The organism is Priestia sp. LL-8, assembly GCF_036227845.1.
Classification (GTDB): Bacteria; Bacillota; Bacilli; order Bacillales; family Bacillaceae_H; genus Priestia; species Priestia zanthoxyli.
In genome coordinates this window covers 1179516-1193263 of the sequence record NZ_JAZAQH010000001.1, presented here as the reverse complement: position 1 = coordinate 1193263, position 13748 = coordinate 1179516, and the positions used below count along the sequence as shown (strand labels likewise).

The window sequence follows — 13748 nt, the reverse complement described above, 5'->3', positions numbered from 1 at the left end:
GATAGATATGGAAAACTTTAGTTCTGAATGGTACAATCAACACTGTTATATCTCTATGAAAAACTTAAATTGACAGTCTTACCGTTAAGAAGGTGTTCATCCATTATGGTCAATAAAAAAATAAAGCGTGAAATTCTTACATACACAAGCGTCATCCTCGGCACCGTTTTGCTTTCTGTTGTCGTTCAGCACTATTGGTTTCAGCCCTATACTGTAAAAGGCGATTCTATGAAGCCTATTTTGCACGAAGGCAATCGAATTATTATTAACAAACACAGCAAGCTAGAGCGCTTTGACATCGTCGTTTTGCAAGCTCCCTACAGCAGTGATTTTCTAGTAAAGCGTATAGTGGGCTTACCAGGAGAAACGGTCGAATACAAAGATGATGTTCTCTATATAAATAACAAAGTCAAAAAAGAGCCGCATCTTCATAAATATTTATCCAAAGTTCCCGCTTACGAGCGATTCACTGAAAATTTTTCCACGTATGAACTGTCTCCAGACGGCACGATACCGGATGGCTACGTATTAGTGCTAGGTGACAACAGACGCATTAGCCGAGATGGCAGGCATTTTGGCCTCACTCCGATTTCTTCGATCATGGGAGAAGTCAATATGAAGTACTGGCCTTTAAAGGAAATGACTTTTATGCATTAACACATAAAAAGAGGTTGAGACATAACGAAATGAATCCAATCTAAAGCCGAACAAATGGGATACATGAGCTGAACCGCTTGTGACACCGCAGTCGATTTCCGTGCAAGACTTCGCTTTCCGCGGGCGGCCGCTGAGCCTCCTCGTCGCTTGCGCTCCTGCGGGGTCTCACCTGTTCCGCTTTTCCCGCAGGAGTCTTCGCCTTGCCCTCCAATCAACTGCTAGAAAGAACGAAACAAATGAAACCTATGTTCACCATAACAAAAAAAACGAACCACTAATCAAACATTTTGATTAGTGGTTCGTTTTTCACTTCAGCTAAAATACTTTTGTTCCAGCCTCTTTTTATTTTGGATTTTCCTTATTTTCTACATTCTGTTCTTCTGCAAATTCTGTGTCATACGCTAGTTTTCGCTTAAAAGCCGGACGTGCCTTCACTGTGTGTTTAGTTTCAATATGGTTGAATAAGTACCGGTGAACAAAAACCTCCGCAAATGTAATAATAGCTGCAGAAATGATGCTTCCCCAAGCAATTTGAACGTAGCTGTCTAATAACAATGTACCAAAAATCCATACGCTCATATAGGTTAGAACAAATTCAACAATAATGGCATCACGATTGCCCACTCGAGGCAGTACAATTCGATCCACTACTAGATATGTCACAACTGTTGTTAGCAAGCTAAAAGAAATAATGTCTCCGATGGTTGCATCAAAAAACAAATCAAGGCCTATACCAAACGCAATAAGTGCCGCTGCAAATTTAATGAGCAATAATGTTGCATGATTCATATTTGAACCCTCCTTTTTCTATATTAATTTGAACAAAAATAGGGAAATTAATACCTTTTTTGCCAAGAAGGGTATAATATAGGCAAAGCCAGTACGTTTGAGGCTGCTCGAGCGTACAAGAATGAGTTGGGAGATGTTGTAATGATTGTACTAGAAAACAGCGAAATGAAAGTCAGCATTCAAGAAAAAGGAGCGGAAGTTGTAGAAGTATTTCATAAAGAAAAAGACCTGCAGTTTATGTGGAGCGGAGACCCCGCTTATTGGGGACGAGTATCGCCCGTATTGTTTCCGATTGTAGGCCGATTAAAAAATGATCAGTATACCGTTGATCAGCGCGAATACTCTTTGCCACAGCACGGTTTTTTACGTGATTCCGCTTTTAGCGTGATTCAGCAAACAAACGAAACAGCACGGCTGAAATTTGCTACAAATGGCCGCTTTAAAGACGTATATCCGTTTGAATGTTCAGTTGAAATCAGCTATCGTCTGGAAAACAACCGATTAACGTTTCAGTGGAAAGTAGTGAATGAAGATAAAGGCGATATGTATTTTTCGATTGGAGCCCACCCTGCTTTTCGTATTCCGCTACGTGAAAACGAGCAGATTTCTGATTACTTTTTAGAAATAGAGCCTTCTGAAACTACGCCGAAGGAATTTGTGTTAAAAGACGCTCTTATTCATGAAAAAGGGGCTGCAGAAAATTTACACCAGCTGCCGCTAAGCGCAGATTTATTTGCAAATGATGCGTTAATTTTTAGCCATATTGACGAAATTACGATTAAATCAACGGTTAATGAAAATCAAATTAACGTTCAGTTTAATGATTTCCCGTATGTCGGTATTTGGTCGAAGTATGATACAGAAAATCATACAATCGCTCCATTTCTTTGCATCGAACCTTGGTTTGGAATTGCGGATACGCATGATCACAACGGAAATTTCAAAGAAAAATTAGGCATCAACCGTTTATCAAAAGACGGTGTATTTCAAACAGAGTTCTCTGTTTCCTTTAGCTAATGCAACAGAGAACATAACAAAATCAATCCAACCTTGAGACGAACAAATGGGATCAATGATCTGGACTGCGTTCACCATAACAATGAAAAGCTCCGAACGATTACTTGTTCGGAGCTTTCTTCAACTAAACTACTTTTGTCCTTGCGTCTTTTTATATTAGTTATTTACTACATCACTATTTTTTAGCGCATGGACTTGCTCTATTAGCTTCTGAACGTATTCTTCGCTAAGTACACCTGTTGCTCCTCGAATAATTTCAGTAGAATAGTGATCCGGAGGTGCGACTTCTTTTTCTTTATTTAACACAAAAAAAGTAAGAACATGATCCACCATCTTACCTTCATGCTCGACAGAGATAATAGCAGGACGATAGCCGTTATTATCTACCCCTTCTCTGCCATACAAATACGTAATTGCTTCGGGCGGCACGCGGTACAGTTTGCCTTCAACAACTCCGCCTTCTTCAACCATGTCTGCACGTCCTCCGTCATGAATAACGTGGTTATACCGAAGCGTATAGCCTTTAAAAACAGCTCTGCCAAGACAGTCTTGGAAATGCTGATCAACGCCGTGCTTAATAAAACGATCGTTATCCATACATGAACCGTAAGCAAAATACAGCATGCCTTCTAATAAATCTTCTTTCCATACGCGCCAGTTTCCGCCTGGGATAAATTCTTGCAGCAGAGAACGGTCTCTTGCTACATATACAACGGCTTCAAATTCACCTTGGTCCGTTTCAACCGTTTGCACAACTTTATCATATTCATTGTCTTTATGACCTTCTTGAATGTATCCTTCTAATTCATCAAGCGCCTTCCACATAAGCTGATCGGTCACTTCATACACTTCTCCGTATACAACATGTTCACTATCGATATCGAGCATAGGGTAGCCTTGCTTAGTGTCATATAATTTCCCTTTCGTTTTTGCCTGCTTGGCAATAGGGCGCGCATGATGCAGCAATCCGTGATTACCTTCTCCTTCAAGAAGCGTTCCGTATACAAATAAATAATTGCACATACTTCTTATTCCCCCTCTTTCTCTTCATAAAGCTCTAGCGGTAACCCGTCCGGATCAGCAAAAAATGTGAATTTTTTTCCCGTTAGCTCATCTACCCTAATAGGTTCCACATCAATCCCTTGCTGCTCTAGTTCACGCTTGGAATTCTCGACGCTTTCAACCGCAAAAGCTAAATGGCGTAATCCACATGCTTCAGGCCTTGAAGGACGCTGTGGCGGATTTGGAAACGAGAACAACTCAATTTGATAGCCAGGAGCTACTTCTAAATCTAGCTTATATGAGTCTCTTTCTTTTCTATATGTTTCTTCTATAATCTTGCATCCTAACACATTTACATAAAAAGCTTTTGAACGTTCATAATTACTTCCTATAATGGCTACGTGGTGCATTCGTTTTAAATTCATTTCATTCTCCCATAAAAACCCTTTTCTAATCATCCTACACAAAATGCCGGCAAACATCAAATAATTACGTTATCACCTTCAACTAGAGTGATAAAAATCACGGACATAGCTCCTTATAACAAGTAACATAACAACGAGGTGAATAACATGATTTCGTTAACATTTAAAGCAAGAATTGACCGAACTCAAAATTTAGATTCGTTAAAAGAAGAAGCTTCTATTATGCACCGTATTGCTGATCAGCTATCTCCAATGAGCCCTGAGTTCATAGAATATACTGAACGTATTCAATATGTGTATGAACGCATGCACATTATCGTACGTCATCCTACTAAAAAACTCGCTTAATATAAGCGAGTTTTTTTATAAAATCTTTGTCAAACTACCTTATTTTGAGATATACTGAATGCTAATAAAAAAATGAAACTTTTTGATCTTACGCGCGTATACTTAATTACGATAGGATAAAAGATAAATAGTTGCGTAGATAAAAACCATCACGTGATGGTTGACATAGTTAAAGGAGGTGGTATTCTGATGGGGTTGCGACATACAAAATTGGCGAACTTGCAGAGATGGCACATGTAACGAAACGCACGGTTGACTATTATACCAACATTGGGTTGTTAAAAGCAGAACGCTCTGCTTCTAACTATCGCTTTTATAACGAAGAAGCGCTGAAACGTCTTTACTTAATTGAAAAATTAAAAAGCGAAGGCCGTTCTCTTGAAGAGATTTCCTCTCTATTTTCTATAGAGCAATCCGAGAATAGCCACTCCAAAGACGAATTAGCATCCAAATTTTACGTACTAAACGACAGTTTAAAAGAAGTTGCACCGCTTATGGAAAAGCTGAATGAAGAAGATCGAAAAGTAATGATGACTCGGCTTTCACCAGAAAGCGTCACTCTTTTGCACTCTTTACTGCTGCTGCTGTCGTAAATTTATTATTTACAGGAGGTGTTTACTTACTTTATAGCACTATAAAGTAAGTATATTCATTGATAACCATTAACTTAATTATTTTTGCGATTTTAATTGTACTCACTGCTTTTTTCGTTGCTTCAGAGTTTGCAATTGTGAAGCTTCGTAGTTCACGGGTAGATCAACTTGTTGCTGAAGGAAAAAAAGGAGCGAATGCGGTTAAAACCGTAACGACACACTTAGATGAGTATTTATCTGCGTGTCAGCTTGGTATTACGATTACTGCTTTAGGTTTAGGTTGGTTAGGAGAACCGACTGTTGCGAAGATTTTAGAACCGCTGTTTGAAGAACTGGGTGTTGCTGCATCTTTAACACACATCCTTTCATTCATTATCGCATTTGCGCTTGTAACGTTTGTTCACGTAGTTGTTGGTGAATTAGCGCCAAAAACATTTGCGATTCAAAAAGCTGAAACAGTTACGTTATTGTTTGCTCGTCCATTAATTTTATTCTATAAAATTATGTTCCCCTTCATTTGGTTACTAAATGGTTCTGCCCGTTTATTAACTGGAATGTTTGGATTAAAGCCAGCTTCAGAGCATGAGCTTGCGCACAGTGAAGAAGAGCTGCGCATTATTTTATCAGAAAGTTTTAAAGGCGGGGAAATTAACCAGTCTGAATATAAGTACGTGAACAACATTTTCGAATTCGATAACCGTGTTGCTCGCGAAATCATGGTACCAAGAACAGAAATTTCAGCTGTTTCTGAAGACGACAGCATTGAAGATTTCTTAAAGCTTGCTGTAGAGGATCGCTACACTCGTTACCCTGTTACCGTTGACGGAGACAAAGATAACATTATCGGCTTAGTCAACGTCAAAGAGATTCTAAACGATGTCGTAATTAACGATGCGTTAAAAAAGCAAAGCGTGAAGCTTTATATGAATCCTATTATTCAAGTCATTGAAACTGTAGCGATTCAAGACCTATTGCGCTCGATGCAAAAGAAACGTACGCATATGGCTGTGTTGATTGACGAGTACGGCGGTACGGCTGGTATCGTTACCGTTGAAGATATTTTAGAAGAAATCGTTGGAGAAATTCGAGATGAGTTTGATACAGATGAAAAGCCGCTTGTTCAAAAAATCAGCGATCAGCACTTTGTCTTTAACTCAAAAGTACTGCTTGAAGAAGTTAACGAAGTGCTTCATATCGAAATTGAAAACGACGATATCGATACAATTGGCGGCTGGATGCTGATGCAAAATATCGATATCCAAGAAAGCGAATCGTTCAAACTTTTTGGATACGAGTTTATTGCAAAAGAAATGGACGGTCACCAAATGAAAGAAGTAGAAGTACGTGCTCTTCCTGAAGAAGAACGCGTGCAGCCTGAAAGCCATTCACCAGAACAAGAAGTTACACAAGCATAATAGAAAGAGCCGCTTCTTCATGAAGCGGCTCTTTTTTTTATTATTACTTTAATCATGCAGCAGCTTATACACAACGTTCTCTTCTGCCTCTTCCCCAGTCTTTTCCTTCGCTTGTTCCATTGTGCCGACAAATTCCAGCTTTCCTTCCTTTAAGACCGCAAACCGATGACACACGTCTAAGATTTCATTCAAATCATGGGTGATATAGATAATCGTCTTTCCTTTTGCCGCCAGCTGTTTAATATAACGAATGATCTCGAGCTTGGACTGCAAATCAATTCCGACTGTCGGCTCGTCCATTAACAATACGGACGGTTCATGAATAAGTGAAACGGCTATATTCAGCTTTCGCTTCATGCCTCCTGATAAATTTTTCACTTTTTCCTTCCATCTTCCTTCGAGCTGTACAGCTGAGCAAAGAGACTGAAGCTGTTCATTCGATAGAGAGCGTGAAGTCATTTTGCTCCACATCTTCATGTTTTCTTTTACGGTAAGCTCTTCCCACAGCGCTATGTCTTGTGGAACGTAGCCAATGACTTCTCGTATCGCTTTTTGATTTTTCTTAAGCGACAAGCCTCCAATCGTGACATTCCCGCTTGAAGGAGCCGTAATGGTAGACAAAATAGACAGAAGCGTCGACTTACCAGCGCCGTTTGGTCCTAAAAGACCAATGACTTCTCCACTTTCTACGGTCAGCGTAACATTTGCTAACGACCGTTTTTTTCCGTATGTTTTGCTAACATTGTTAATTTCAATCATTTGATGCTCCTCACATTCCACACTATTTTAAACGCGCACAAACATATACATGCAATGGAAACAGCTATCTCTTTCCAAATGAACGTGAGCGGCAGTGCATGCTGATACAGAAGCAGATGCTGCGGAAGCCACTGACTTATTCTTTCAATCGTTGCAGAAAGCTCTCCTACTGGGAAAAAGCTCCCTCCTATTATACTGAGTGCTGTGACCATGACAACGCTGATCATATAATAAGATCCAACTCGCTGACTTTCACTTGCAAGCCACGTGCTAAAAGCAACGCACACAATCACATAGATACACATATACAGCAGCACGCCGTAAGACTCCATTCCATACAGCCATTTAAATAGAGCAAAGCTTATGAGAGCTTGAAGCACGTATAGCACGGCATAAGCGGCGCTGACGCTTCGAACATAACCGTAAAGTCCTTTTTGCATCGTTTTCATTCGTTTGAAAAGGTGCCTCCGCTCTTTAATCATCCAATCTGATGTAATGCAGCAAAGTAAAAGCGTAAAGAATCCCCATAACGGTACGTATCCGGTTATTTGAACGCTCTCTTGCTTCGTATGCTTCTTCGTTCCTTGCCCCTCGTAATCAATTGTCATCAGCGGCTTTGGCTTCCACTGGTTATCGGTATAGTGATACGCTTCTTTCCATAAATCCGGTCCTGCATGAATGTTATAGACTTTATATAAAAAACGCACTTCATTTGCCGCTTTAACATTTGTCGTTAACCGTGTCACTTCACTCGCCACGACTTCTCGAACCGCTTCTGTCGCAACGGAAGAAGGCAGCGTGAGCAAATCAATGACTCCTTGATAATTCCCCGCTTCTACTTCTTGTTGAAATCCGTTAGGAAAAATAAAAATGCTGTCAATTTTATTTTTTGCCAGCTGCTTTCTCGCTTGTTCTTCGTTCAGAGAAAGAAACTGTATTTCTGTTGTTTTCTGTAGTCGATCCATCACTTGTTTAGACATTTTGCTGTGATCTTGATCAACAAGAGCAACGGGTATTTTTGAATCACTTTGTACTTTTGCTAAAAACGAGCTGCTAATAACCGTTCCTATTAAAGGCAAAAAGAAAATCATGATAACAAGCATAGGGCGCTTCAGCAGCTGCTTTATTTTTTCATTGATCATTTTCTCCACCGCCTTTGCAAAGTCATCACGTAGCCAACAGCAAGAACAAAACTTCCTGCTGCCGTAATGAGAATAGGCTTAAGGTAAAGAAAAGCTTCGTTTGTGTTATATCCATCAAATTCATAAAATAACAGCTCCAAGACGCGGGTGTTGAGTGACCATTTCTGAAAAACACTCGCCCAGTCCGGTAAATAGACGACTGGCACAACATGTCCACTTAAAATTGCACTCAGCAAAATAAACAGCAAACCGGTTAGTTGATAAGCTTTTTGTGATAAAAAAAGAACCCGCAGCAGTAAAAACAAACATAAAAAGGCAAACAAAATTCCGCTTACCCCTAAAAAAAGCTCTCCGTACGTATCGGTTACAGGAAGTTTCAATCCTTTAATGAGGCTTCCAAACAAAACGGCAGATACTGGTAGCAAAAAAACAAATAGAGCCGTCAGCTGCGCTAAATAAATGTGGAGAAACGATACACCTCTTGTTTTCATTCGATCCAGCACGGGAGAAGTCTGCGTTTCACTAGCAAGCAGCCATCCGCCGTAGCTCCAAATCATAAGCAGCAAAGCAGCAAAAGACAGGACATAATATTGCTTTATATCCTGCTGAAAGAAACTCGTTTCTATTTGTTCATCAAATAAACTTCCTCGATCTAACACGTGAAGCCCAAACGTCACCAAGCTCTTCTTAAATTCTGCGCGTCTATTTTCATCGGAAACATTTTCTTTTTCTAAAAAGGCATCAACCGTATTAATACCGCTTTGAGCAGCTGACGTGTAGTCGGCTGCACTTTCCATCACGTAGCGAAACAGCTGTGACTGAAGCGGCTTATTGCTATTCCCAATGACGTGTAAAGGCTGATTTTTCCCATGAGCAATATCGTGACTAAAACCTTTTGGCAGCGTTACAATGGCTGCCACTTTATTTTGCTGCAGCAGCTGTTTAGCTTTCTGTTCATTCGTGTAAAGCGGCTTCATGATTTTGCGAAGCTTACCTTCAGTCAGCTGTTCAATGACGTACTTCGTTTGTGCAGTATCATCTTTATCCACAATGGCCACGGGGAACCGATTTACTCTCTCCTCACCTTGCATGGTCTGACTAATAATGATCCCTGCTCCAAGTAAAAACAGAGCAGGGATCATTATTAGCAGTATGAGAGATTTTATATTTTTCGATAGAGCTTTACATGTAAAAAGAGTCAAAGAGAAATATATCTTCATCTGCTTTGCACCTTTTAGTAACCAGCGGTTCCCATATTCATCATGAGACCTTGAACATTTTTAGCGAAATTTTCTTGAATCGACAGCATATCTTCAGGCGTTACATCTTTTACATTTGTTGCATTAGACGCGTCAAGCTCTGGAATAGCTGCTGATTTTTTTAATTGAGAAGCGGAATCAATTTTTAACGTAACGTTTGCCGGATCTGCTTTTGGTCCTATTTTTGTACGAATATCAAACGAATAATCTGCTTTTCCTTTTGAAGCACTTATTGCTTGATTCTGCTTTACTTCTCCGTTTACTACTAGATCTTCTTGATCACCTAAGTCTAAAGAGAAAGTACGGTCAGCCGTCTGTTTTGCATCGGTTTTACCGTTGATTACTGAATTCATTTTAAACGTCATATTTGTATCTTCATCTTTTGAATCTTTTGTTAACAAATGAATAGACATGTTTTCTTTTCTCTTTTCACTTTCCGTTGTTACCTCATTTTTCATATCAAACGTAAATGCATCATCGGTAGTGCTATCGGTTAGGACTGCTTTGAACTGCTTAGCCGTTTTGTTATCTTCATACGGAATATTTTTAGTTACGACGTTAAGTTTTCCTTTATCGTTAGAAGCATTTTTTACGCCCATGTTCATATCGCGAGCTACAACAACATCATCTTGAACGTACACAGTTGATTTAACACCGCCAGGGTACGTGATATCTTTTGCATCTTTTTGGAAGTCTTGAAGACTTTCTTTTACTGATTTTTTCAATTCTTTTGGATCTGCCATATCTTTCAATTCTGGATTCGTTGCTGCCGAAGATTTAAACAGCTTAGATACGTGATTTGCATAGATGGTATGAAGCTTGTCATCTTTTGCTACCTTCGCAATAAGCTTATCCATAAATTGTTTTGTTTCTTTGTCAGACATGTTAAGCGTCACGCTTGTTAACTGAAGCGTTTTGCCATTTGTTTTATAATCTACATTTTTTTCTTTTGTAAAATAATCGCTGTCTAGCTGATCATAAATGAACGTTCCGTACTCTTTTGCAATGTAGGTCTTTTCTTTTTCCGTTAACTTTAAGTCTTCTAAACTCACGTTGCTTGTGTTAATATCAAGCGTTTCAGGACCTGAATAAGAAGGATCGAACTTACGCGCTACCTGTCCATATTCGTCTAAGTTTAAATAGAAATATTCATTTGCTAGAATCGGGGCTTTAAAGCCTATTCTTTCTTTCGTTTGAAAACCTTCTAGGTCAAGCGCTTTTGAACCGCCGATATTAAGAGCCAGTGAACCGTATGCTTCACTTTTTTTCGGATCTTGTTCCGCTTTAATTTTAATTTCAGCTTTACTGATAAGATCTTGAATCATTTTAAAGCTTGGATCATACGAAAGTGAATCCATGTTAAAGCCGCCTTTGATAGTAGCATTTGTGGTAGAAGGCTGCTTCATCGCTTTTTCCTGATAAGCCATCGTTTCACTGTACTTCGTTTCTAATTCATCTGCTGCTTTTTGATACGTATTTACTTCAGAAATTAAGTATAATTGCTTAGGAGATTTTTTAAATACCGTAGCAAATGTAATTACTCCTCCAATAATCACAATTAAAGCTGCCAAAATGATAATCCATTTAGCCGGCGCTTTTTTGGGAGCGGGCGCTGTTTCTAGCGAAGCCGCTGTTTCGTCTGTTGTTCTGTTTTGATCTTTCTCACTCATCTACACCAGAACCTCCTATGTATTTTGTTAGTCACTTTGTACATGATAAGGAATGGTTTCCATAAATTCTACTACTTCGACAAAATAAGACAATAATTAGTCCGATAAACCGATGTCTTTCGGTGCAATATCGTGTGCAAAGTACTCTACTTAAGTACCCAATATATTGAAAATAAAACCAATTATTCAAAACTATCTCAATAACTATTAAAATAGGTAAATGACTTATCTTCTTATATTTTTACAATATATTCCTATCATTAAGCATTTACACCTAAGAATTACAAAGCACAGTTTTTCTATAGCTGACCTCTTTTTTTTATAATCACATACAGGTGATATCTATGTATGTCTTTATGAAAACATGATAAAAACATCAGCGTTTTGTTCCGTTTAGAAAGGGAAATAATAATAGTAAGAAAGCTTTTTTCTTGCCCGTGACATAAAAATCGAATAAAGTATTCCTAAATACATTTTACACAATTTAATTTGAGGATAGAAAAAGGAGGATACAATCATGAATATACGCGTCACTCCTTCTGCAAAAGAAGCGTTGCAGAATGTGGAACAAAATCAAATGATTCAGCTTTCTTTTGATCGAGGAAGCTGCGATATTGTTAATACAATTTATGAAATGAAGATCATCTCAAAGCGCAGCCTTCAACCCTATGAAAAAGTTGTAACGGTTGAAGACTTAGAATTTATTGTTGACGATGACATGGAAGAAGTGTACGACAATGAGCTGGTGATCGATCATGCAGCAGGTGCTTTTGTCTTCAAAAATCACAACCAAATTTTTAATAATCGCGTAGGACTACGCTATATCAATTCATAGAAAAAAGCAGGGAGCTCCCTGCTTTTTTTCTTGCATATGTCTTTTATCGATTGACCTTCAATCGTTCTTGGATAAATAACAAAACGTTCACAAGGCTATTTTCTTCATACACATTCACTTGCTGACGCTTAAATTCCCCTTGTTCGTGGTAGTAAATAATATCTCCCGTTCCTTTGTCTTCATTCATATGTAAATGAAAACTAAGCGGCGTTGCCAAAATAGATCCGTCTTCATCTCGCTGAAGAATTTGACAAAGCGTTTGATTCCCTTGTTTTTCAGATAAAAAGTCATAGCCAAATTGACGTGCTAACTTCTCCACTTGTGCAGCAATAAGAGCTGTAATCTGTTGATTGTCTTTCATAAGCAGTATTTCTCCTTACTTCATCTCGTTAGGGTTTTCTTATTAGTATACTATACCTTAAACTTCTGGCGCTAACGACTTAATCTGTACAAATCATGACCACATGTCCATCCGGATCTTTTATAGTAAAAAACGAAAAATCCTCAAAAGAAGTAATCGGAGAATCAATCGTATAGTGCAGCTCTTTAACAAATTCATACGCTTCTTTAATATCTTCCGTATGGAAATTAAAAATTGGATGGAGACTAGCCACTATTTGTTTTTCTGTTCCTTCAGGACCCGCGTCTAGTGTTAACCCTGTTTCTCCATCAATTTTAAGATTATAAACGGGGTTCCTCACCTCGCTCATCTTGTATTCTTGATTCAATAACTCGCTATACCATTTTACTGAAGACTTTAAATTGGATACGTGGATAAATACCGTATTCATTTTGTTGAAAACAGGACTCGGCATTTTTACCCTCCTTTTTGTTTTTCTGTTCATTCTATACCATTATCCACGTATCACTTTATACCTGCTACTCCCTTAACTTTTGCTCATATAGATACAAAAAAGCTTGCGAATACTATCCACAAGCTTTTTCTTCATAAAAAATATGTATGCTGTACAACTACAATCACAACCGCAATTAAAATCGAAGGCAGTAAATTCGCAACTTTAATTTTAATAATTTCTAATAAATTAATTCCAATTGCTAAAATTAACACGCCGCCTACTCCTGTGACTTCGGCAATGATACTATTCATTAAATCTTGCGGCACAACCGCATTAATTTGCGTGGCAAATAGCGCAATGATGCCTTCGTACAGAAACACCGGCACCGCTGAGAAAATGACGCCTATTCCAAGCGTAGTCGTTAATAATAATGAGATAAATCCATCCATCACCGCTTTTGTAAACAATACGCTGTGATCACCGCGTATTCCGCTGTCTAATGCCCCGACGATCGCCATCGCTCCAATAACAAAGATCAACGTTCCTGTCACAAAGCCCTGTGACATACTAAATGTTTGCTTGTCGTTTTGCTGAGATTGAAATTTTCGTTCAATCATATTGCCTAAAAGGTTTAGCTTTTCATCTAAATCAATGAACTCACCAATAACCGCTCCAATGGCTAAGCTCAAAATTACAATTAAAAACTGATGACTTTTAAAGCCCATTTGCAAACCAAGGGTGATAACGGATAACCCCATCACTTGCATCACCGTCACGCTTACTTTTTCAGGAATGCGGTGAGCAAGCTTGCCCATTAATGTTCCGACAACAATTGCTAATCCATTTACCAAGGCTCCTATAATAAACATGCTGTCACCTTTACTCTGAATAATGCCGTTTCTTTTTTCATTTGTTCTACTTCCTCTCCGCTCCACACTAGCTGTATCAAACACACTAAATTTTAACACAAAATTCTCTCAATTATGAAGAAAAGAAAAAAGAGATTGAAACGTAACTAAATAGATTAAATCTACGTTCAC

Annotated in this window: 17 protein-coding genes; 6 read left to right on the top strand and 11 right to left on the bottom strand. The window is 38.7% G+C overall.

Going from position 1 to position 13748, the window contains the following annotated elements:
• The first annotated feature begins 105 nt into the window (after positions 1-105).
• A complete protein-coding gene (lepB, locus tag U9R83_RS06035) occupies positions 106-657 on the top strand; it encodes a signal peptidase I (RefSeq protein WP_013055900.1) in 552 nt (183 codons plus the stop codon).
• Here the strand turns inward: lepB and U9R83_RS06030 are convergent.
• The gene (locus U9R83_RS06030) at positions 654-872 is read right to left on the bottom strand and encodes a hypothetical protein (RefSeq protein ID WP_014461130.1); all 219 of its coding nucleotides are present in this window, start codon (positions 870-872) and stop codon (positions 654-656) included. The two genes, lepB and U9R83_RS06030, sit on opposite strands and share 4 nt — an antisense overlap.
• A gap of 127 nt (positions 873-999) precedes the next feature.
• Positions 1000-1446 (bottom strand): YndM family protein, encoded by a 447-nt coding sequence (locus U9R83_RS06025; RefSeq protein ID WP_014461131.1) that lies wholly within the window; start codon positions 1444-1446, stop codon positions 1000-1002.
• Positions 1447-1587: 141 nt separating this feature from the next.
• Here U9R83_RS06025 and U9R83_RS06020 point away from each other — a divergent pair, with 141 nt between their 5' ends.
• Entirely contained in the window at positions 1588-2463 is an 876-nt protein-coding gene (locus U9R83_RS06020; RefSeq protein ID WP_328575162.1) for an aldose 1-epimerase family protein, read from the top strand.
• 156 nt (positions 2464-2619) lie between these two features.
• Here U9R83_RS06020 and U9R83_RS06015 read toward each other — a convergent pair whose 3' ends face one another.
• Positions 2620-3486: a gamma-glutamylcyclotransferase gene (locus U9R83_RS06015; RefSeq protein ID WP_328575161.1), complete on the bottom strand. Its 867-nt coding sequence runs from the start codon at positions 3484-3486 to the stop codon at positions 2620-2622.
• 5 nt (positions 3487-3491) lie between these two features.
• Positions 3492-3890 carry an SMU1112c/YaeR family gloxylase I-like metalloprotein gene (gloA2, locus tag U9R83_RS06010; protein WP_013055896.1) on the bottom strand — a complete coding sequence of 133 codons (399 nt, stop codon included), beginning with the start codon at positions 3888-3890 and terminating at the stop codon, positions 3492-3494.
• 147 nt (positions 3891-4037) lie between these two features.
• Here gloA2 and U9R83_RS06005 point away from each other — a divergent pair, with 147 nt between their 5' ends.
• From U9R83_RS06005 to U9R83_RS05995, 3 genes are all read left to right on the top strand, one after another.
• Positions 4038-4238, top strand: a complete 201-nt coding sequence (locus tag U9R83_RS06005; protein ID WP_014461135.1) for a hypothetical protein — start codon at positions 4038-4040, stop codon at positions 4236-4238.
• Between the two features lie 227 nt (positions 4239-4465).
• Positions 4466-4831: a MerR family transcriptional regulator gene (locus tag U9R83_RS06000; protein WP_014461136.1), complete on the top strand. Its 366-nt coding sequence runs from the start codon at positions 4466-4468 to the stop codon at positions 4829-4831.
• Positions 4832-4890: 59 nt separating this feature from the next.
• Positions 4891-6246, top strand: a complete 1356-nt coding sequence (locus U9R83_RS05995) for a hemolysin family protein (RefSeq protein ID WP_116737495.1) — start codon at positions 4891-4893, stop codon at positions 6244-6246.
• Positions 6247-6294: 48 nt separating this feature from the next.
• Here the strand turns inward: U9R83_RS05995 and U9R83_RS05990 are convergent, their stop codons facing one another.
• The 4 genes from U9R83_RS05990 to U9R83_RS05975 are packed head-to-tail and all read right to left on the bottom strand — an operon-like array spanning position 6295 to position 11076.
• Positions 6295-7005, bottom strand: coding sequence for an ABC transporter ATP-binding protein (locus U9R83_RS05990; protein WP_140450288.1), 711 nt, complete (start codon positions 7003-7005; stop codon positions 6295-6297).
• A complete protein-coding gene (locus tag U9R83_RS05985; protein ID WP_328575160.1) occupies positions 7002-8147 on the bottom strand; it encodes an ABC transporter permease in 1146 nt (381 codons plus the stop codon). The genes U9R83_RS05990 and U9R83_RS05985 overlap by 4 nt, the downstream gene beginning before the upstream one ends.
• Positions 8144-9367 carry an ABC transporter permease gene (locus U9R83_RS05980; protein WP_328575159.1) on the bottom strand — a complete coding sequence of 408 codons (1224 nt, stop codon included), beginning with the start codon at positions 9365-9367 and terminating at the stop codon, positions 8144-8146. The genes U9R83_RS05985 and U9R83_RS05980 overlap by 4 nt, the downstream gene beginning before the upstream one ends.
• 14 nt (positions 9368-9381) lie before the next feature.
• Positions 9382-11076, bottom strand: a complete 1695-nt coding sequence (locus tag U9R83_RS05975) for a DUF6583 family protein (protein ID WP_328575158.1) — start codon at positions 11074-11076, stop codon at positions 9382-9384.
• 517 nt (positions 11077-11593) lie between these two features.
• On the opposite strand from U9R83_RS05975, the gene U9R83_RS05970 reads away from it, so the two are divergent.
• A complete protein-coding gene (locus tag U9R83_RS05970) occupies positions 11594-11911 on the top strand; it encodes an iron-sulfur cluster biosynthesis family protein (RefSeq protein WP_013055888.1) in 318 nt (105 codons plus the stop codon).
• Between the two features lie 43 nt (positions 11912-11954).
• Here U9R83_RS05970 and U9R83_RS05965 read toward each other — a convergent pair whose 3' ends face one another.
• The 3 genes from U9R83_RS05965 to U9R83_RS05955 form a co-directional block, all read right to left on the bottom strand.
• Positions 11955-12272: a hypothetical protein gene (locus tag U9R83_RS05965; protein WP_013082157.1), complete on the bottom strand. Its 318-nt coding sequence runs from the start codon at positions 12270-12272 to the stop codon at positions 11955-11957.
• Between the two features lie 79 nt (positions 12273-12351).
• Positions 12352-12726, bottom strand: a complete 375-nt coding sequence (locus U9R83_RS05960; protein ID WP_328575157.1) for a VOC family protein — start codon at positions 12724-12726, stop codon at positions 12352-12354.
• 131 nt (positions 12727-12857) lie between these two features.
• Positions 12858-13577, bottom strand: a complete 720-nt coding sequence (locus tag U9R83_RS05955; protein WP_033579488.1) for a DUF554 domain-containing protein — start codon at positions 13575-13577, stop codon at positions 12858-12860.
• Positions 13578-13748 lie beyond the last annotated feature (171 nt).

Coding starts and splice junctions, on each gene's coding strand:
- U9R83_RS05955 (WP_033579488.1), bottom strand. CDS start 13,577: ATGTTTATTATAGGAGCCTTGGTAAATGGATTAGCAATTGTTGTCGGA.
- U9R83_RS06015 (WP_328575161.1), bottom strand. CDS start 3,486: ATGTGCAATTATTTATTTGTATACGGAACGCTTCTTGAAGGAGAAGGT.
- U9R83_RS05985 (WP_328575160.1), bottom strand. CDS start 8,147: ATGATCAATGAAAAAATAAAGCAGCTGCTGAAGCGCCCTATGCTTGTT.
- U9R83_RS05980 (WP_328575159.1), bottom strand. CDS start 9,367: ATGAAGATATATTTCTCTTTGACTCTTTTTACATGTAAAGCTCTATCG.
- U9R83_RS06005 (WP_014461135.1), top strand. CDS start 4,038: ATGATTTCGTTAACATTTAAAGCAAGAATTGACCGAACTCAAAATTTA.
- gloA2 (WP_013055896.1), bottom strand. CDS start 3,890: ATGAATTTAAAACGAATGCACCACGTAGCCATTATAGGAAGTAATTAT.
- U9R83_RS05990 (WP_140450288.1), bottom strand. CDS start 7,005: ATGATTGAAATTAACAATGTTAGCAAAACATACGGAAAAAAACGGTCG.
- U9R83_RS05960 (WP_328575157.1), bottom strand. CDS start 12,726: ATGCCGAGTCCTGTTTTCAACAAAATGAATACGGTATTTATCCACGTA.
- U9R83_RS05965 (WP_013082157.1), bottom strand. CDS start 12,272: ATGAAAGACAATCAACAGATTACAGCTCTTATTGCTGCACAAGTGGAG.
- lepB (WP_013055900.1), top strand. CDS start 106: ATGGTCAATAAAAAAATAAAGCGTGAAATTCTTACATACACAAGCGTC.
- U9R83_RS06025 (WP_014461131.1), bottom strand. CDS start 1,446: ATGAATCATGCAACATTATTGCTCATTAAATTTGCAGCGGCACTTATT.
- U9R83_RS05970 (WP_013055888.1), top strand. CDS start 11,594: ATGAATATACGCGTCACTCCTTCTGCAAAAGAAGCGTTGCAGAATGTG.
- U9R83_RS06020 (WP_328575162.1), top strand. CDS start 1,588: ATGATTGTACTAGAAAACAGCGAAATGAAAGTCAGCATTCAAGAAAAA.
- U9R83_RS05975 (WP_328575158.1), bottom strand. CDS start 11,076: ATGAGTGAGAAAGATCAAAACAGAACAACAGACGAAACAGCGGCTTCG.
- U9R83_RS06000 (WP_014461136.1), top strand. CDS start 4,466: ATGGCACATGTAACGAAACGCACGGTTGACTATTATACCAACATTGGG.